Below are 16487 nucleotides of genomic sequence, written 5' to 3' on the forward strand. Positions count from 1 at the left end.
GACCGTAGGAAGACCGAGCGGCACTGTCAGCAACAGTGGAAAACCTCTGTCAATCCTCAAGCGAAGGCCTGCCCTGCCGACGCCGTTTGAGCTGGCTGCGCTGTGCCTTGGCCTCAAGGCGCCGTTGCACTGCCGCCCGTCCGGGACGGGTGGAACGACGCTGGGGAGGGGGTGGCCTGAGCCCTTCGCGCAGCAGAGCCGCAAGACGCCCCAGGGCTAATTGACGGTTCTGCCATTGTGAGCGTTCCTCAGCCGCTACAACACGCAGACAATCGCCCTCGAGGCGAGTTTTGAGGCGATCCTGAAGCCTGGCGCGACGGAAGGGCCCCAACACGCGGGACTGCTTCAGGTCAAACACCAGCTCCACACGAGAATCCGTGGTATTCACTCCCTGACCACCGGGACCGGAAGCGCGAGAGAACCGCCACTGCAGCTCCGCCGCCGGGATAACCAACCGCTCGTTGACGATGCAGTTCAAGGGATCAGAACTGAGCTGGACCAAGACGACAGCATGACAACCCAACCTCCGGCGGGTGCACTTAATCTAGAGAAGAGCCTGGCGGTGCGTTCGATGGCCTTTCAACTCAAGGAGTTCTTTGCGCCCTGGCTCAACAGCACAGCCGAGAAAAGAGCCTTTTTTCTTTCCCACCCAAGGGAAGCTATGGAGGAAATCGTTGGCGTTCCAAGCGACATCCAAATCACAATTACCCAGAACAATCAGCAGATTTGGTTTCGCGCTTCTATCCCCAAAATGACGAACAACACAGCAGGATCGCTTGGGCACATGCGCCAAAACAATCAGCGCATTCTCAAGTGCCCTGTCTTAAAAGTCTCGGGAACTGAATTCATCCAGAATCACGAAAGTATTCTGATGGACTACGGCATTCGCGTGCCAGATGACGTCATCGTTTCAATAGACAACGATGCCCAGGGCATGATTCATTTTGATGTGCGCCTGGACACCCTCTACTCCTGAAGGCTGATCTCTGACCTGACAGGAGACCTCCTGACGGTTTTAGCTGGATGTGGACCCTGCCACCCCCTGTATGACCCACGATGCCGCGGCATCCAAATCCACCCCAGGCTGGATCGACGAGCACCACCTCGGCGTGCGTTACGGCCTGGAAGGCCGGGTGCTGGTGGAGGAACAGAGCCCCTTCCAGCGGATCACCGTGATCGACAGCCTGCGCTACGGCAAGGGCCTACTGCTCGACGGCTGCTGGATGACAGCGGAGCGCCAGGAACGGCACTACCACGAATCTCTGGTTCACCCCGCACTCTGCAGCGCCGCCCAGATCGAACGGGTGCTGGTGATCGGCGGCGGCGATGGCGGCACCGCCCGCGAGTGCCTGCGCCACCCGGGCGTTCAGCACCTCGACATGGTGGAAATCGATGGACGGGTGGTGGCACTGAGTCAGCAACACCTGCCCTCCATCGGTGGCGGTTGCTGGCAGGACCCCCGCTTTCACCTCACCGTGGGCGATGGCATCGCCTGGGCCGCCAACGCTTCAACCGCCAGCTATGACGTGGTGCTCGTGGATGGCTCCGATCCCGCCGGTCCGGCCGAGGGCCTGTTCAACCGCGCCTTTTTCGAGCAATGCCGGCGCATCCTCAAACCCGGTGGCGTGTTTGCCACCCAGAGCGAGTCACCGGAAGCCTTCCGCCAAGTGCACATCGACACTGTGACGGTGATCCGCGACGTGTTCGGCCACGCCGATCCGATGTACGGCTGGGTACCGATGTATCCGAGCGGCTGGTGGAGCTGGACCTTTGCCGCCACCGACAGTCGCCGCTACGTCAATCCGGATCCCTCCCGCGCCGCAGCCGTGGCCGAGGGTTGCGAGATCTGGAGCCCCCGCTGGCAACGCGGCGCATTTGATGCGATTCCCGCCGCGATCGAGCGGGCGCTCAACGCCTGACGCCATGACCGACCACACACGCTTCGACACCGACGGCGCCATCTACATGGGCTCCAGGCGCGACCCTGGCGGCTGCCGCGTCGGCCTGTTCGGTGTGCCCTACGACGGCACCACCTCCTTCCGCCCCGGCACCCGCTTCGGGCCGGCCGCCATTCGGGAGGTGAGTTCGGGCCTGGAAACCTATTGCCCCCAACTGGATCTGGACCTGGAGGCCATGGCCTTCGCCGATCTGGGTGCTGTCGAGATTCCCGTCGGCGATCCGGAACCGGTGGTGGAGGCGGTCAAGCAGGCCACCGACACCGTGCTCGCCCTAGGGCTCAAACCGCTGATGCTCGGCGGTGAGCACTCGATCAGTTCCGGCGCCGTGGCGGCGGTGGCGGACAAGCATCCCGATCTGGCACTGGTGCAGCTCGATGCCCACGCCGATCTGCGCCACGACTGGCTGGGTGCCCACCACAGCCATGCCTGCGCCATGCGCCGCTGCCTCGAGGTGCTGCCGAGTCAGCAGCTGCTGCAGATGGCCATCCGCAGTGGCACCCGTGAGGAGTTCCTGGAGCTCCGTCAGACCGGCCGACTGATCGCCCGCGAGCGGATGCTCGAGGCCCTACAACCGCTGCGGGGGATTCCCCTCTATCTCACTGTCGATCTCGACTGGTTTGATCCAGCGGTGATGGCCGGCACCGGAACCCCTGAACCCGGCGGCTTCCTCTGGAGCGACTTCGCCGAGCTGGTGGCGGAACTGCGTCACCACAACCTGGTGGCCGCCGATGTGGTGGAACTGGCTCCCCAGCTGGATCCCTCGGGCGTGAGCAGCGTGCTGGCGAGCAAAGTGGTGCGCAGCTTGCTCATGCTGCTGCATCAGTAGTAGTGGCAGGCATCGAGCCGCTGCTCCCGCAAGCGGGCGTGCTGCCGCTCCAGCAGGCTGATCACCATGGTGGGGTGGCGGTGAATCAGCTCCAGAAAGGTGTTGCGAGGAAGACGCACCACTGAAATGGGAGTCAGCGCCCTGGCCTCGCGGCTGTGATGCAGCCGCTGGCGAGCCAGATCCTCGAAAAAGAACATCTCGCCGCGGCTGTAACGAAGCCGCCCATCGAGCGGTGCGGACAACTCCACCAGGCCCTGCTCGAGGGCATACACGGACTTGACCATCTCGCCACGACGGAAAAGTACGCCGCCGGTGGGAAAGGTGAGCCGATCGGCGTGATCGTGTTCGGCGATCAACTCCACCGGCGATGGCAGGGTGCTGGTGGCGATCAACGCGTCAGGGTTCACGGGCGAACCCCTATCCTCACGAACGCGCCGACTGGGCGGGGTCGCATGGAGCACAGAGCCCCACGGTCCATCAATTTTTTTGCTTTTCTTCAGAATTCCGACTCATCCATCCAATCCAGCCGCCACCGGCATGGGGCGTTGGTCGAGTTCCAGCTGCACATCAGCCCGAACACCTGGTGGCTCCAACGCCTGCAACCGGGGCAATTCAGGGGGCCTGGCCGTCCAGTGATGACACCAGGCCACGCGAGCCAATTCCGCATGCACCGGCAACCGCCGCAAGCGACACCAGCCCCCCTCCGCCGCCGCAGCCAACCCGCTGGCGGCGCAATGGAGACAGCTGTGGCAGCAGACGTCAGCCAAACAGAAGGCTCGGGAGCACCCAGGGTAAGGACGGTCAAAAAAGCGAACCAGCTGAAGCCACAAATCTGCGCCTTTGCTTCCACTTTCAGTCGCCAGCTTGCGGCGATCCATAGGATCGCCGCACACCGCATCTACGGCTGCATGGACCTGAAGCGCACGCCCCTGCACGACCTCTGTCTGGCGGCCGGGGCTCGCATGGTTCCCTTCGCGGGCTGGGAGATGCCTCTGCAATTCTCCGGTCTGCTGGCGGAGCACCGGGCTGTCCGCGAGGCGGCGGGCCTCTTCGACATCTCCCATATGGGCGTGGTGCGTCTGGACGGGGCCAACCCCAAAGATGCGCTTCAAGGGCTGGTGCCAAGCGACCTGCATCGGATCGGACCCGGCCAGGCCTGCTACACCGTGCTGCTGAACGCCAACGGCGGCATTCTCGACGATCTGATTGTGTACGACCTCGAGGATGGCGCCCTTCTCCTGGTAATCAATGCGGCCTGCGCAGCCAGTGACACCGCCTGGCTACGCGAACACCTAGAACCGGCCGGGATCCACCTCAGCGATGCCAAAGGGGAGGGCCTCCTGCTCGCCCTGCAGGGACCGGAAGCCCGGGAACATCTCGAAGCACTTTCCGGCAACGATCTGCAGGAACTGCCGCGCTTCGGCCACCGCTGGCTACAGATCAACGGCCTGACACCCGAGCCCACCCGGGTGCTGGCAGCGCGCACGGGTTACACCGGTGAAGACGGTTTTGAACTGCTGTTGCCGCGCGAAGCAGGCCGGGCCCTCTGGTCACAGCTCCTAGAGCGCGGTGTGCGCCCCTGCGGGCTGGGTGCACGCGACAGCCTGCGCCTGGAAGCGGCGATGCATCTCTATGGACAGGACATGGATCAGACCACCAGCCCCCTGGAAGCGGGGCTCGGCTGGTTGGTGCACCTGGAGAACCCGGTGCCGTTCATCGGCCGCGATGCCTTGGAGCGAGAGGTTGAACAGGGCAGCGAGCGACGCCTGGTGGGACTGCGCCTTGAGGGACGGGCGATTCCACGCCATGGCTATCCGATCCTGCACGACGGCCAACCCGTGGGCACCATCACCAGCGGCGGCTGGTCACCAACGCTGGAAGCGGGCATCGGTCTCGGCTACGTGAGCCGCTCTCTGGCCCGCGTGGGCACCGATCTGGCCGTGGAGATCCGAGGCCAACATCAACCCGCCACGGTGGTGAAGCGACCCTTCTATCGGCGCCCGGGCTGAGCCAGGACCGGGTGGGGGCCCTGTGGGAAACTCGCTTTTCTCCCACCATCAACGGCCCCCATGCGCAGCAACGGATGCGGCGACCTGCGCAAGCAGCAGATCGACGACCAGGTGCAGCTCTGCGGCTGGGTAGACCGTCGTCGTGATCACGGTGGTGTGATTTTCATCGACCTGCGCGACCGCAGCGGCACCATTCAGGTGACGGTGGATCCCGACCTTGGCGCGGAAGCCTTTGCCGTGGCGGAACATCTGCGCAGCGAATCGGTGCTGCAGGTGGGCGGCACGGTGCGCGCCAGACCAGAAGAGTCGAGGAATGAACGCCTCGCCACCGGTGACGTGGAGGTGCTGGCCAGCAGCATCACCGTGCTCAATGGTGTGAAAGGCACGCTGCCCTTCCCGGTGTCGATTCACGACGAGGAAAACACCCGCGAGGAGCTGCGCCTGCGCCATCGCTATCTCGATCTGCGCCGCAAGCGCATGAACGACAACCTGCGCCTACGCGCCCACACCATCCAAACCGCGCGGCGCTTCCTCGAAGACGAGGGGTTCATCGAGGTGGAGACCCCGGTGTTGACGCGCTCCACCCCGGAGGGCGCTCGCGACTACATCCTGCCGAGTCGGGTGTGTGGCGGTGAGTGGTTCGCCCTGCCCCAGTCGCCCCAGCTGTTCAAGCAACTGCTGATGGTGGGTGGCATCGAGCGGTACTACCAGGTCGCCCGCTGCTTCCGCGACGAAGACCTGCGCGCCGATCGGCAGCCGGAATTCACCCAGCTGGATATGGAGATGAGCTTCATGGATCAGGACGAGATCCTCGATTTCAACGAACGCCTGATCTGCAGCATCTGGAAGGCCGTGAAGGGCGTGGAGCTGCCCCGCCCCTTCCCGCGGATGACCTGGCACGACGCCATGGAGCGCTATGGCACCGACAGGCCCGACACCCGCTACGGCATGGAGCTCACCAATGTGAGCGACATCGTGGCCAGCATGGGCTTCAAGGTGTTCAGCGGTGCCGTCAAGGCCGGCGGTTCGGTGAAATGCATCGCCGTGCCCGGTGGCAACGACGCCGTGAGCAATGTGCGCATCAAACCCGGTGGCGATGTGTTCAGTGAGGCCCAGCAAGCGGGCGCCGGCGGTCTCGCCTTCATCCGAGTGCGCGAAGGCGGCGAGATCGACACGATCGGCGCGATCAAAGACAACCTCTCTGAAGAGCAAAAGCAGGAGCTGCTCCAGCGCACCGGCGCCGAGGCCGGCACCCTGCTGCTGTTCGGCGCCGGCGACACCGCCACGGTGAACAAAGCCCTGGATCGGGTGCGCCAGTACCTGGCCAGAGAGCTGGGCCTGGTGCCAGCGGATCGCGACAACGATCAGTGGAATTTCCTCTGGGTCCTGGATTTCCCCATGTTCGAGTTCAACGCCGATGAGAACCGGCTCGAAGCGCTGCATCACCCTTTCTGCGCGCCCAACGGCAACGATCTCGGCAGCGATCCGGCCGCCTGGGCCGACACCCTCCCCGGCGCCCGCGCCCAGGCCTACGACCTGGTGCTGAACGGCCTCGAACTGGGCGGCGGCTCCTTGCGCATCCACGATTCAGCCCTGCAGCGCCAGGTGCTGCAGACCATCGGCCTGCCGGAAGCCGAGGCGAAGGAGCAGTTCGGCTTCCTGATCGACGCCCTCGACATGGGGGCGCCACCACACGGAGGCCTGGCCTTCGGCCTGGATCGGATGGTGATGTTGCTCGCTGGCGAGGAATCGATCCGCGACACCATCGCCTTCCCAAAAACCCAGCAGGCACGGTGCCTGATGACCGCCGCACCCGCCAGCGTCTCCGAGCGCCAGCTCGAGGAGCTGCACGTGGCCAGCACCTGGGTGGATCCCGAATAGATTCCGCGCATTCCAGTCACTGGCAACAATCCAGCGGAACCCTGAAGGCATTCAGGCGAACGGCTGTTGACCACAAGCGAACGATCGACCGGCGTCAGCCGGAGTCGCGCCGGTGCCGGAAACGACCTGTTGCGCCTGTATCTCCAGGACATCGGCCGGGTGAACCTGCTCAGCAATGAGGAGGAGGTGCTGCTGGCCCGGCAGGTGCAACGCCGGGAGCAGCTCTTGCGGCAGGAACGGGAGCTGGCTGAAGCGCATCCGGTTCTGCGCCGTTTGCTGGAGCTGGAGGAACTGCAGCAGCGGGAAGCCAATCACCACTGCCACTGGCCGACCCGCCAAGAATGGGCCCGGGCGGCAGGGATGAGCGTCGCCGAGCTGCAAACGATCCTCAACGAGGGCTACGGCACCTGGAGCCGCCTGATCGACCTGGAGCCACGCACGCTCAAAGCCCAGCTGCGCGATGGACGCCGCGCGCGCGACCGGATGATCGCCGCCAACCTGCGCCTGGTGGTGACGGTGGCGAAGAAGTATCAGCAGCGGGGTCTTGAGCTCCTGGATCTGGTGCAGGAGGGCACCCTGGGCCTGGAGCGAGCGGTGGAGAAATTTGATCCCACCCGCGGTTTCCGCTTCAGCACCTATGCCTACTGGTGGATTCGCCAGGGCATCACCCGGGCAATTGCCACCCAGAGCCGCACGATCCGCCTGCCGGTTCATGTGACGGAAAAGCTCAACAGGATCAAGCGGGTGCAACAGGAGATCGCCAGTCAGGAGGGCCGGATCGCCACCCTCACCGACCTGGCCCAGAAGCTGGGGCTCAGCGAGGAGACCGTGCGCCTCACCCTGATGCGTGTGCCGCGCTCGGTGTCTCTAGAGATGCGGGTGGGCAAGGAACAGGACACCCAGCTGGGTGATCTGCTGGAAGACGGCAAGGCAACCCCGGAGCAGGAACTGACCCGCGCTGCCCTGCATCACGATCTGGAGCACCTGCTCGATGAACTCACCGACCGGGAAGCGGCGGTGATCCGGCTGCGCTTCGGACTGGAAGACGACACCCCCTGCACCCTGGCGCAGATCGGTGAAACGATGGCCCTCTCGCGCGAAAGGGTGCGACAGATCGAGACCCGGGCCCTGCTCAAATTGCGCCAGCCCCAGCGGCGCTGCAAGGTGCGCGATTACATCCAGGGTCTGGATTCCTGAGCGGAAGCGGCCCAGCGGCGCTAACAAGGACTCAGACCGTCGCACCCGACATGGCCAGCGCTCCCTCGATCGACATCGGCATTGCCGCCAGCCAGCGTGAAGAGATTGCCGCCGGGCTCAGCCGCCTGCTGGCCGACACCTATGTGCTGTATGGCAAGACCCACGGCTTTCACTGGAACGTGACCGGGCCGATGTTCAACACGCTCCACCTGATGTTCATGGAGCAATACACCGAGCTCTGGAACGCCCTCGACGAAATCGCCGAACGGATCCGCGCCCTCGGCGTGGTCGCTCCCCATGGCGGCAGCACCCTGGCCGGGCTGGCCTCAATCCAGGAAGCGGATCAGCAGCCGGCAGCGCTCGATATGGTGCGCGAACTGGTGGCAGGCCATGAAGCGGTGGCCCGCACGGCCCGCAGTGTGTTTCCCCTGGCCGATGCTGCCAGCGATGAACCCACGGCCGATCTGCTCACGCAGCGGCTGCAGATTCACGAGAAAACGGCCTGGATGCTGCGCAGCCTTCTGGAAGCGTGATCCCCAGAGGGCGCTCGGTACATTGAAGAGTCGCCCGGGGGGTCATGGCCAAGTTCGTCTTCGTCACCGGTGGAGTGGTCTCCAGCATCGGCAAGGGAATTGTGGCCGCCAGCCTGGGACGCCTGCTCAAATCCCGCGGCTACAACGTTTCGATCCTGAAGCTGGATCCCTATCTGAATGTGGATCCGGGCACGATGAGTCCGTTTCAGCATGGCGAAGTGTTCGTCACAGAAGACGGCGCCGAAACCGACCTCGACCTGGGCCATTACGAGCGCTTCACCGACACGGCAATGTCGCGGCTCAACAGCGTGACCACCGGTTCGATCTACCAATCGGTGATCAACAAGGAACGGCGGGGTGACTACAACGGCGGCACGGTGCAGGTGATCCCCCACATCACCGGCGAGATTCGCGAACGCATTCATCGCGTCGCCGCCAACTCAGGCGCCGATGTGGTAATCACCGAGATCGGCGGCACCGTGGGCGACATCGAATCGCTGCCTTTTCTGGAAGCGATCCGAGAGTTCCGGGGCGATGTGGGCCGGCATGACCTGGCCTACATCCATGTGACCCTGCTGCCTTACATCGGCACCTCGGGCGAACTGAAAACCAAACCCACTCAGCACTCGGTGAAGGAGCTGCGCTCCATCGGTATCCAGCCCGATCTGCTCGTGTGCCGCAGCGACCGGGAGATCAACGACGAGCTCAAACGCAAGATCGGCGGCTTCTGCGGAGTGCCGCAGCGAGCGGTGATTCCCTCCCTCGACGCCGACAGCATCTACGCCGTGCCCCTGACCCTCGAGGAGGAGGGCCTCTGCCGCGAGGTGCTGGATGTGCTGCAACTCACCGATCATGAGAGCGACATGACCGGCTGGGCCCAGCTGGTGCACAAACTGCGCAACCCCGGCCCCGCCGTGAAGGTGGCTCTGGTGGGGAAGTATGTGCAGCTCAACGACGCCTACCTGTCGGTGGTGGAAGCGTTGCGCCACGCCTGCCTGGCCCAGGATGCCTCCCTGGATCTGCACTGGGTCTGCGCTGAGGAGATCGAGAGCCGCGGGCCCGAGCCTCTGCTGCAGGGCATGGATGCGGTGGTGGTGCCCGGGGGCTTCGGCAACCGGGGGGTGGATGGCAAGGTGGCGGCGATCCGCTGGGCCCGTGAACAGCGGGTGCCCTTCCTGGGCCTCTGCCTTGGCATGCAAACCGCCGTGATCGAGTGGGCCCGCAACCAGGCGGGGCTGAGCGGCGCCTCCAGCGCCGAGCTGGACCCAGGCACGACCCATCCGGTGATCCACCTGCTGCCCGAACAACAGGATGTGGTGGATCTGGGGGGCACGATGCGACTCGGTGTCTATCCCTGCCGTCTGGCGCCGGGCACGATGGCGGCGCGGCTGTATGGCGCCGAGGTGGTGTATGAGCGGCATCGCCACCGCTACGAATTCAACAACGCCTATCGCAGCCTGTTCCTGGAATCGGGCTATGCAATCAGCGGCACCTCCCCGGATGGACGCCTGGTGGAACTGATCGAACTGCCGGATCATCCCTTCTTCACCGCCTGCCAATACCACCCCGAATTTCTCTCCCGGCCTGGGCGCCCCCATCCCCTCTTCCGCGGTCTGATCGAGGCGGCCCAACAGCGCTTGGCATGAGCGAGACGCTGCCCGTGGTGGAAACCTTCCACTCACTCCAGGGTGAGGGTCTCCATGCCGGGCGCAGTGCCTTCTTCCTCCGCCTCGGGGGCTGCACGGTGGGCTGCCCCTGGTGCGACACCAAACACTCCTGGCCGGCGGAGGCCCATCCGCAACGAAGCGTCAACAGCCTCGCCACTGCCACAGCAGAAGCGGCCAGTGCAGGGGCTGCCTTTGTGGTGATCACCGGCGGCGAACCGCTGCATCACCAACTCGACGCCCTCACCACGGCAATCCGTGGCGTCTGCAGCCTTCCAGTGCATCTGGAAACCAGTGGCGTGGATCCCCTCAGCGGTGCACCCGACTGGATCACCCTCTCACCGAAGCGCCACAGCCCGCCGCGCGCCGAGCTGCTGCAGGCCTGTGATGAACTCAAGGTGGTGGTGCACGAGCCGGCGGATCTGCTCTTTGCCGAGGTGGTGGCGACCCAGGCACCACAGGCCACCTGGCTGCTTCAACCGGGATGGAGCAGCGAGGAAGGACAGGAGCTGGCCATCGCGATGGCCCGCGGCAACAGCCGCTGGCGCCTCAGCCTCCAGAGCCACAAGTGGCTAGGGGTGCGTTGAATCGACCCAGATCACAGCTGCACCGCTGGCTGCTGGAGGGTCTCGGCCTTCCAGAGACGCCAGCGCAGATCCAGATTGGCCGGCAGATCCACCACGATCGGCCAGGAGGCGTTGTAAGGCACCAGATAGGGCTGCTTGCCGAGGGAGAGGAAGGAAGGCTCGGGCTTCTGATCCGGCGGGCAGGCCTTGCGGGTGCTGACCACCATCACAGGACCTTTTACTTCAAACAGGGCCCGTCCGGACGCCTGCGGCAGGCGGCGCATCGTTAGGCCAGGCCCCGACAGACGCTGCAGGTTGCAATCCAGCATCACCTCCCGGCCCACGATCAGCTGGATGCGCCAATCGATCGGGTTGGCAGAAATCCTGGGATCCGAGCTCTTCGGCAGCAGGCCGGAGGGCTGAATCACCCAACGCTTCAGACCAGGTGCCGGTGCGGGATACCCACTCAGATCGAGGCGGGGGATCGCCTTGGTGGGAGCAGCAGCGCCCAGGGCGCTGATCAACAATGCTGCCGCCCATGCTCGCCGCCCCACCGTCTGGCTCCACGTTCTGGTCATCACCCCGCGGCAACAGAATGCCCAGCATGACCGATTCCCTCGCGATTGCCCTGCTCTCGGGCGGGCTTGATTCCGCCACCGCCGCGGCCCTGGCGCTGGAAGCCGGCCATCGAGTGATCGGCCTCTCCTTCGACTACGGCCAGCGCCATCGCCGGGAGCTGGAGGCCGCCCGCCATCTGGCCGACAGCCTCGGCCTGGATGAGCACCACACGATCGCCGTCAACCTGGCCAGCTGGGGCGGCTCCTCGCTGACCGATCGCCGCCAGGAGCTGCCCAAGGAGGGGGTGCAGCAGGGTGTGATTCCCAGCACCTATGTGCCAGGACGCAACACCGTGTTCATTGCCATCGGCCTCAGCCTGGCCGAAGCCCGTGGAGCTGATCAGCTTGTGCTGGGCGTGAATGCCGTGGATTACTCCGGCTATCCCGATTGCCGGCCCGACTATCTCAGCGCCTATCAGACCCTGGCCGATCTGAGCAGTCGCGCCGGGCGGGAAGGCCACGGCCCCCGCCTCTGGGCACCGCTGGTGGAGTGGAGCAAGCAACGGATCGTGGCGGAAGCCCTCCGCCTCGGGGTCCCGATCGCGCAAACCTGGAGTTGCTATAGCGGCGGCGCCCAACCCTGCGGAGTGTGTGACAGCTGCCGAATCCGCGATGAAGCCCTGAGGGCCGCCGGCCGCCCCGATCTGTGCAGCCCCGGCACACCATGAGCAGCAGCATGGCCAGCTGCCCAGGGCTGATCCGCAAGGCCTGCCCATGGCGGGAACCGGATCAGCTTGCCCAGGCCCTGGCCTGCGACCACGGCGACGAGGGGCTGATCTGGCTCGATGGCGACGGCAGCGCACTGGGGCGCTGGCTCACCCTGGCGGTGCAACCGCTGGAGCAACGTTGCTGCCGCGGCCTTCCTGGTGATCCAGACGCCCGGAACCCGTTTGAAAGCCTGCGCAATCTGCCCCCGGGCCACTGGACCGGCTGGCTCAGCTACGACGCGGCCGCCTGGCTCGAACCGGGCCAACCCTGGCGGCCCGATGCGATGGCCAGCCTCTGGATCGCCCGGCACGACCCGGTGCTGCGCTTCGATCTGCAGGAACAGGAGCTGTGGCTCGAGGGCCTCGATCCGGTCCGCCATGCCGCCATGGCGCACTGGCTAGAGACCCTGCCCCGCTCCGCTGCATCAGCCCAGGCCACAACCCCGATCCACAGCCCCTGGCAACGCCACAGCGATCGCCATGGCTTCATGGCCGGAGTGCAGCGCATCCGCGAACTGATCAGCGCCGGCGATCTGTTTCAGGCCAATCTCACCGCCTGCAGCAGCACCCAACTGCTGAAGCCGATCAGCAACCTGGCCCTGTTCACACGCCTGCGCCAGCGCTGCCCCGCCCCCTTCGCCGGCCTGGTGGTGGGGGCGGGCGACGCCGCCGGTGAGGCGATTCTGTCGACATCACCCGAGCGGTTCCTCTCCGTGGGGCCCGACGGTTGGGTGGAGACTCGCCCGATCAAAGGCACCAGGCCCAGGCATCCCGATCCGGAACGAGATGCGGATCTGGCGGCTGAACTGATCTGCAGCAGCAAGGACCGGGCCGAGAACGTGATGATCGTGGACCTGTTGCGCAATGACCTCGGCCGGGTGTGCCGACCGGGATCGGTGCAGGTGCCGCAGCTGGTGGGGCTGGAGAGCTACGCGAGCGTGCATCACCTCACCTCCGTTGTTACCGGTCAGCTCCAGGACGGCGCCGACTGGGTGGATCTGCTGGAAGCCTGCTGGCCGGGCGGCTCGATCAGCGGCGCCCCAAAACTGCGCGCCTGCCAGCGCCTCGGCGAACTGGAGCCGGTGGGGCGCGGTCCTTACTGCGGCTCACTACTACGCCTCGATTGGGATGGTCGGCTCGACAGCAACATCCTCATCCGCACCGTATTGCGCCGCCACGACCAGCTCCGGGTGCATGCCGGCTGCGGCATCGTTGCCGATTCCGATCCAGCCACGGAAGCCGACGAACTGGATTGGAAGCTGCTGCCCCTGCTGGAGGCCCTGGGATGAGCTTCCCCCCCCAACCCCCCGGGCAAGTTGGCGCCATCAGCTGGTGCAACGGCGCCTGGGGCGGCACCCAGCAGCTGATGCTGCCGCTCAGTGACCGGGGCCTGCAGCTGGCGGATGGCCTGTTTGAAACGGTGCTCATACAGGGCGGCCGCCCCAGGCTTCTGGACGCGCACCTGCAGCGCTGGCAAACCAGTGCCGCCCAGCTCGGCATGGCGGCACCCCCGAAGGCGGAATGGCTGAAAGGCCTGATCGCAGAAGCGGTGGCCCGCAGCGGAATCGGCAGCGGCTGCGGCGCCCTGCGGCTCAACTGGAGCCGAGGGGATGGCCCGGAACGCGGCATCGACCTACCGCAAGGCGATCCCTCAGCCGACTCCCACCGCTTCTGGTTGAGCCTGCACCCCCACACACCACACTTCAGCGCCGTGGCCGCCTGGATCAGTCGCCACGAACGCCGGAACGCCTCCAGCCGCTTGAGCAGCTGCAAAAGCTTCGCCTACGGCCAGGCGATCCAGGCGCGGCGAGAAGCCAGGCAGCAGGGTGCCGATGAGGCCTTGCTGCTGAGCACCTCAGGAGAGCTCTGCTGCGGCAGCACGGCCAATCTGCTGGTGCAACGCAAGGGAACCTGGTGGACGCCACCCCTCAGCAGCGGCTGTTTGCCGGGGGTGATGCGCGGCCGGGCACTGGCACTGGGACTCGCGCGCGAACAACGCCTGGACCCCCAGCCCGATCCCAACGACTCCTGGCTGCTGATCAACAGCCTGGGCTGCCGCCCCCTGCGCAGCGTTGATGGCCATCCCCTGAACGCCCAGGTGGAAGCGCACGCCCTCTGGACCAGCCTTCTCGATCAGGACGATCAGGGATGACCCTGTGGCGCGATCCGCCAGTTCTGTCAATCCTGGGGGGACGCCAACGACACCCATGGAACTGAAGCGGGATCTGGGGGTCAGCACCCTCATCCTGGCGGTGGTGACCAGCACGATCGGATCGGGCTGGCTCTTCGCGCCGTATTTCTCCGCCCGCAGCGCCGGGCCGGCCAGTCTGGTGGCCTGGGTCGCCGGTGGCGCCATGGCCTTCGTGCTGGCTCTGGTGTTCGCCGAACTCGGCGCCCTGGTCAACAGTTCCGGAGCCCTGGCCCAGATCCCCCTGCTCAGCCATGGACGCCTTTCCGGCTTCATTGGCGGCTGGAGCGCCTGGATTTCCTATGTGTCCCTCCCCACGATCGAGGTGCTCGCCCTACTCCAGTACCTGGCCAGCAGCCTGCCCTGGCTCACCCGCGACCAGGGCACCCTGCAGGTGCTCAGCGGCGCCGGTCAACTGGTGGCTGTGGTCCTGCTGGTGCTGTTCACGTGGATCAACCTGGCGGGCGTCAGCCGACTCGCCCGCTGGATCGACAGCCTCACGATCTGGAAACTGATCGTGCCGATTCTGGTGTCGGTAACCCTGATGCTGCTCTCGGGCCATTGGGGCAATCTGGGCGTGAAAGTGACGATGGGGCAAGGTGCCCTGGTGGATGCGATCGGCAGCGGCGGCATTCTCTTCAGCCTGTTGGGCTTCCGTACGGCGATGGATCTGGCCGGTGAAGCGCGCCGCCCCCAGCGCGATGTGCCCCTGGCGATGGGGGTTGGCCTGGGCCTGTGCCTGGTGATCTACCTGATCCTGCAACTGGCCTTCCTGGTGAGCGTGCCCCCGGCCGATCTCCACAGCGGCTGGACCGCACTGACCCTCACAGCCCATGGCGGCCCGATGGTGGCCCTCGCCCTCGGGCTTGGCCTGGGCTGGGTGGCCACCCTGCTGCTGATCGACGCGGTGATCTCACCAGGCGCCACGGCCCTCACCTTTGTGGGGGTGTCAGCGCGGGTGAGCTGGATGATGGGGGAGTGCGGCCTGTTGCCAAAGGGGCTCGGACGACTCAACAGTCGCGGCGTTCCCCACTGGGCTCTGATCAGCAGCCTGGTGGTGGGCTACGCCCTGCTCTGGATCGGGCCGAGCTGGCAGACCGTGGTGAGCTTTCTCACCTCCACCCTGGTGATTGCCCTGGCGATGGGGCCGGTAAGCCTGCTCAGCCTGAGGCGGCAACTGCCCGCGGAACAGCGGCCGTTCCGGATTCCCCAGGCCACCCTGCTGTGCAGCATCGCCTTTGTGATGGCCACCTGGGCCACCAGCTGGTGCGGTCGCCAGGCGCTCGAAGGCGCGGTGACCGTGATCCTGATCCCCACCCTGATCTATGCCATCAATCGCTGGCGCCAGCGCCAACCGATCGACCTGCGCTCCGGTCTGTGGTGGGCGCTCTATCTGGGGGTGCTTCTGCTCGACATGGAGCTCTTCAGCAATGGGCAGCCGCTAGAGCTGCCGGCGCTGTTGCACATGCTCGTTCTGGCGGGCCTGTCGCTGCTGATCCTGCCCCTGGCGGTGAACAGTGCCCTGCCCGAAATCTCGCCCCATGCCCTTACCGATCTCGGACAAACCGAGCCCGCAACCTGATCCTCAAGACTGGTGAGCCGTCGCCGCAACGGTTTGCTCCTCGATCGACGCTCCTTTTTGCTGGGGGCCGGCCTCAGCGGCATCGGTCTGTGGGGGGCAGGGCGCACTACCGCGGCTCAAGCGGCCGCTCCGGCCTCACCCCGCAGCTGCCGGCCTACCAACCCGCTCCAGGCCCTGCGCGACGGCAACGCCCGCTTCGCCGCCGCCTGGCAGCAAGCGGACGAGGCCCGCAGCGCCGACGCCCGCGCCCAGCGGATGGCTGCACTCTGGAGCGGGCACTGTTTTCTGCCGGCCAGCGTGCTGACGCAGGGCCAGGCCCCCTGGGCCTGCGTCCTCACCTGCGCCGATTCACGGGTGGCACCGGAATGGATCTTTGATGCCGCCCCCGCCGACCTGTTTGTGATCCGCAGCGCCGGCAACACCGCCTTCGCCGCCGCGATCGCCTCGGTGGAATTCAGTGTGCTGGAACTGGCCACACCCCTGGTGATGGTGATGGGCCACAGCGGTTGTGGTGCCGTCACGGCGGCACGCTCCGGCGATGCCCCCACCCCGCTGCTCACGGAACTGCTCACGCCGATCCGCGCCGCGATCAGCCCCGATCAGAATCTGGAAGCGGCGATCAAAGCCAACGCCCGCGAGGCGGCCCAGCAGCTGATCAGCCGCAGCAACGTGATCGAGGCTGCTGTCAACAATGGCAACCTCGAGATCGTGGTGGGCTACTTCGACATCGGCAGCGGCACGGTGACCTTGGTCTGACGC

The 16487-nt window shown here is 65.8% G+C and carries 18 protein-coding genes; 14 read left to right on the forward strand and 4 right to left on the reverse strand.

Annotated elements, in window-relative coordinates:
• Positions 1-49 precede the first annotated feature (49 nt).
• Positions 50-478 carry an alternative ribosome rescue aminoacyl-tRNA hydrolase ArfB gene (arfB, locus tag SynWH8101_RS13495; RefSeq protein ID WP_254427982.1) on the reverse strand — a complete coding sequence of 143 codons (429 nt, stop codon included), beginning with the start codon at positions 476-478 and terminating at the stop codon, positions 50-52.
• Positions 479-511: 33 nt separating this feature from the next.
• On the opposite strand from arfB, the gene SynWH8101_RS13500 reads away from it, so the two are divergent.
• The 3 genes from SynWH8101_RS13500 to speB all read left to right on the forward strand — a co-directional run bounded on the left by SynWH8101_RS13500 (position 512) and on the right by speB (position 2784).
• Positions 512-976 carry a hypothetical protein gene (locus SynWH8101_RS13500; RefSeq protein WP_254427983.1) on the forward strand — a complete coding sequence of 155 codons (465 nt, stop codon included), beginning with the start codon at positions 512-514 and terminating at the stop codon, positions 974-976.
• A gap of 70 nt (positions 977-1046) precedes the next feature.
• Positions 1047-1919 (forward strand): polyamine aminopropyltransferase, encoded by an 873-nt coding sequence (gene speE, locus SynWH8101_RS13505; protein WP_130130196.1) that lies wholly within the window; start codon positions 1047-1049, stop codon positions 1917-1919.
• A 4-nt stretch (positions 1920-1923) separates the two neighbouring features.
• Positions 1924-2784 carry an agmatinase gene (gene speB, locus SynWH8101_RS13510; RefSeq protein WP_130130197.1) on the forward strand — a complete coding sequence of 287 codons (861 nt, stop codon included), beginning with the start codon at positions 1924-1926 and terminating at the stop codon, positions 2782-2784.
• On the opposite strand, the gene SynWH8101_RS13515 is transcribed toward speB, so the two are convergent.
• Positions 2778-3191, reverse strand: coding sequence for a Crp/Fnr family transcriptional regulator (locus SynWH8101_RS13515; protein WP_174719526.1), 414 nt, complete (start codon positions 3189-3191; stop codon positions 2778-2780). The two genes, speB and SynWH8101_RS13515, sit on opposite strands and share 7 nt — an antisense overlap.
• 102 nt (positions 3192-3293) lie before the next feature.
• A complete protein-coding gene (locus tag SynWH8101_RS13520; RefSeq protein WP_254427984.1) occupies positions 3294-3551 on the reverse strand; it encodes a hypothetical protein in 258 nt (85 codons plus the stop codon).
• A gap of 141 nt (positions 3552-3692) precedes the next feature.
• Here SynWH8101_RS13520 and gcvT point away from each other — a divergent pair, with 141 nt between their 5' ends.
• From gcvT to SynWH8101_RS13550, 6 genes are all read left to right on the forward strand, one after another.
• Entirely contained in the window at positions 3693-4793 is a 1101-nt protein-coding gene (gene gcvT, locus SynWH8101_RS13525) for a glycine cleavage system aminomethyltransferase GcvT (RefSeq protein WP_130130198.1), read from the forward strand.
• Positions 4794-4853: 60 nt separating this feature from the next.
• Positions 4854-6674, forward strand: coding sequence for an aspartate--tRNA ligase (gene aspS, locus SynWH8101_RS13530; protein ID WP_130130199.1), 1821 nt, complete (start codon positions 4854-4856; stop codon positions 6672-6674).
• Positions 6675-6740: 66 nt separating this feature from the next.
• A complete protein-coding gene (locus SynWH8101_RS13535; RefSeq protein WP_130130200.1) occupies positions 6741-7871 on the forward strand; it encodes an RNA polymerase sigma factor, RpoD/SigA family in 1131 nt (376 codons plus the stop codon).
• A 50-nt stretch (positions 7872-7921) separates the two neighbouring features.
• Positions 7922-8404, forward strand: coding sequence for a Dps family protein (locus SynWH8101_RS13540; RefSeq protein ID WP_130130201.1), 483 nt, complete (start codon positions 7922-7924; stop codon positions 8402-8404).
• Between the two features lie 44 nt (positions 8405-8448).
• Positions 8449-10050, forward strand: coding sequence for a CTP synthase (locus SynWH8101_RS13545; RefSeq protein ID WP_130130202.1), 1602 nt, complete (start codon positions 8449-8451; stop codon positions 10048-10050).
• Positions 10047-10655: a 7-carboxy-7-deazaguanine synthase QueE gene (locus SynWH8101_RS13550; RefSeq protein WP_130130203.1), complete on the forward strand. Its 609-nt coding sequence runs from the start codon at positions 10047-10049 to the stop codon at positions 10653-10655. The genes SynWH8101_RS13545 and SynWH8101_RS13550 overlap by 4 nt, the downstream gene beginning before the upstream one ends.
• 11 nt (positions 10656-10666) lie before the next feature.
• Here SynWH8101_RS13550 and SynWH8101_RS13555 read toward each other — a convergent pair whose 3' ends face one another.
• Positions 10667-11212, reverse strand: a complete 546-nt coding sequence (locus tag SynWH8101_RS13555; RefSeq protein WP_165381000.1) for an ecotin family protein — start codon at positions 11210-11212, stop codon at positions 10667-10669.
• 26 nt (positions 11213-11238) lie between these two features.
• Between SynWH8101_RS13555 and queC the strand changes: the two genes are divergently transcribed.
• The 5 genes from queC to SynWH8101_RS13580 are packed head-to-tail and all read left to right on the forward strand — an operon-like array spanning position 11239 to position 16484.
• Entirely contained in the window at positions 11239-11919 is a 681-nt protein-coding gene (gene queC / locus SynWH8101_RS13560; RefSeq protein ID WP_370587001.1) for a 7-cyano-7-deazaguanine synthase QueC, read from the forward strand.
• Positions 11920-11927: 8 nt separating this feature from the next.
• Positions 11928-13247, forward strand: a complete 1320-nt coding sequence (locus tag SynWH8101_RS13565; RefSeq protein ID WP_370587002.1) for an anthranilate synthase component I family protein — start codon at positions 11928-11930, stop codon at positions 13245-13247.
• Entirely contained in the window at positions 13244-14110 is an 867-nt protein-coding gene (locus SynWH8101_RS13570) for an aminotransferase class IV (RefSeq protein WP_130130206.1), read from the forward strand. Before SynWH8101_RS13565 ends, SynWH8101_RS13570 begins: the two co-directional genes overlap by 4 nt.
• A 55-nt stretch (positions 14111-14165) precedes the next feature.
• The gene (locus SynWH8101_RS13575) at positions 14166-15728 is read left to right on the forward strand and encodes an APC family permease (RefSeq protein WP_130130207.1); all 1563 of its coding nucleotides are present in this window, start codon (positions 14166-14168) and stop codon (positions 15726-15728) included.
• 12 nt (positions 15729-15740) lie between these two features.
• Positions 15741-16484, forward strand: a complete 744-nt coding sequence (locus SynWH8101_RS13580) for a carbonic anhydrase (protein ID WP_130130208.1) — start codon at positions 15741-15743, stop codon at positions 16482-16484.
• Positions 16485-16487: the final 3 nt, after the last annotated feature.

The organism is Synechococcus sp. WH 8101 (assembly GCF_004209775.1).
In the GTDB taxonomy this organism is placed as follows: domain Bacteria; phylum Cyanobacteriota; class Cyanobacteriia; order PCC-6307; family Cyanobiaceae; genus Synechococcus_C.

Bases quoted from the DNA above. Each gene is read 5' to 3' on its own strand.
- SynWH8101_RS13500 (WP_254427983.1), top strand. From the start codon at position 512: ATGACAACCCAACCTCCGGCGGGTGCACTTAATCTAGAGAAGAGCCTG.
- speE (WP_130130196.1), top strand. From the start codon at position 1,047: ATGACCCACGATGCCGCGGCATCCAAATCCACCCCAGGCTGGATCGAC.
- speB (WP_130130197.1), top strand. From the start codon at position 1,924: ATGACCGACCACACACGCTTCGACACCGACGGCGCCATCTACATGGGC.
- gcvT (WP_130130198.1), top strand. From the start codon at position 3,693: ATGGACCTGAAGCGCACGCCCCTGCACGACCTCTGTCTGGCGGCCGGG.
- aspS (WP_130130199.1), top strand. From the start codon at position 4,854: ATGCGCAGCAACGGATGCGGCGACCTGCGCAAGCAGCAGATCGACGAC.
- SynWH8101_RS13540 (WP_130130201.1), top strand. From the start codon at position 7,922: ATGGCCAGCGCTCCCTCGATCGACATCGGCATTGCCGCCAGCCAGCGT.
- SynWH8101_RS13545 (WP_130130202.1), top strand. From the start codon at position 8,449: ATGGCCAAGTTCGTCTTCGTCACCGGTGGAGTGGTCTCCAGCATCGGC.
- SynWH8101_RS13550 (WP_130130203.1), top strand. From the start codon at position 10,047: ATGAGCGAGACGCTGCCCGTGGTGGAAACCTTCCACTCACTCCAGGGT.
- SynWH8101_RS13555 (WP_165381000.1), bottom strand. From the start codon at position 11,212: ATGACCAGAACGTGGAGCCAGACGGTGGGGCGGCGAGCATGGGCGGCA.
- queC (WP_370587001.1), top strand. From the start codon at position 11,239: ATGACCGATTCCCTCGCGATTGCCCTGCTCTCGGGCGGGCTTGATTCC.
- SynWH8101_RS13565 (WP_370587002.1), top strand. From the start codon at position 11,928: ATGGCCAGCTGCCCAGGGCTGATCCGCAAGGCCTGCCCATGGCGGGAA.
- SynWH8101_RS13570 (WP_130130206.1), top strand. From the start codon at position 13,244: ATGAGCTTCCCCCCCCAACCCCCCGGGCAAGTTGGCGCCATCAGCTGG.
- SynWH8101_RS13575 (WP_130130207.1), top strand. From the start codon at position 14,166: ATGGAACTGAAGCGGGATCTGGGGGTCAGCACCCTCATCCTGGCGGTG.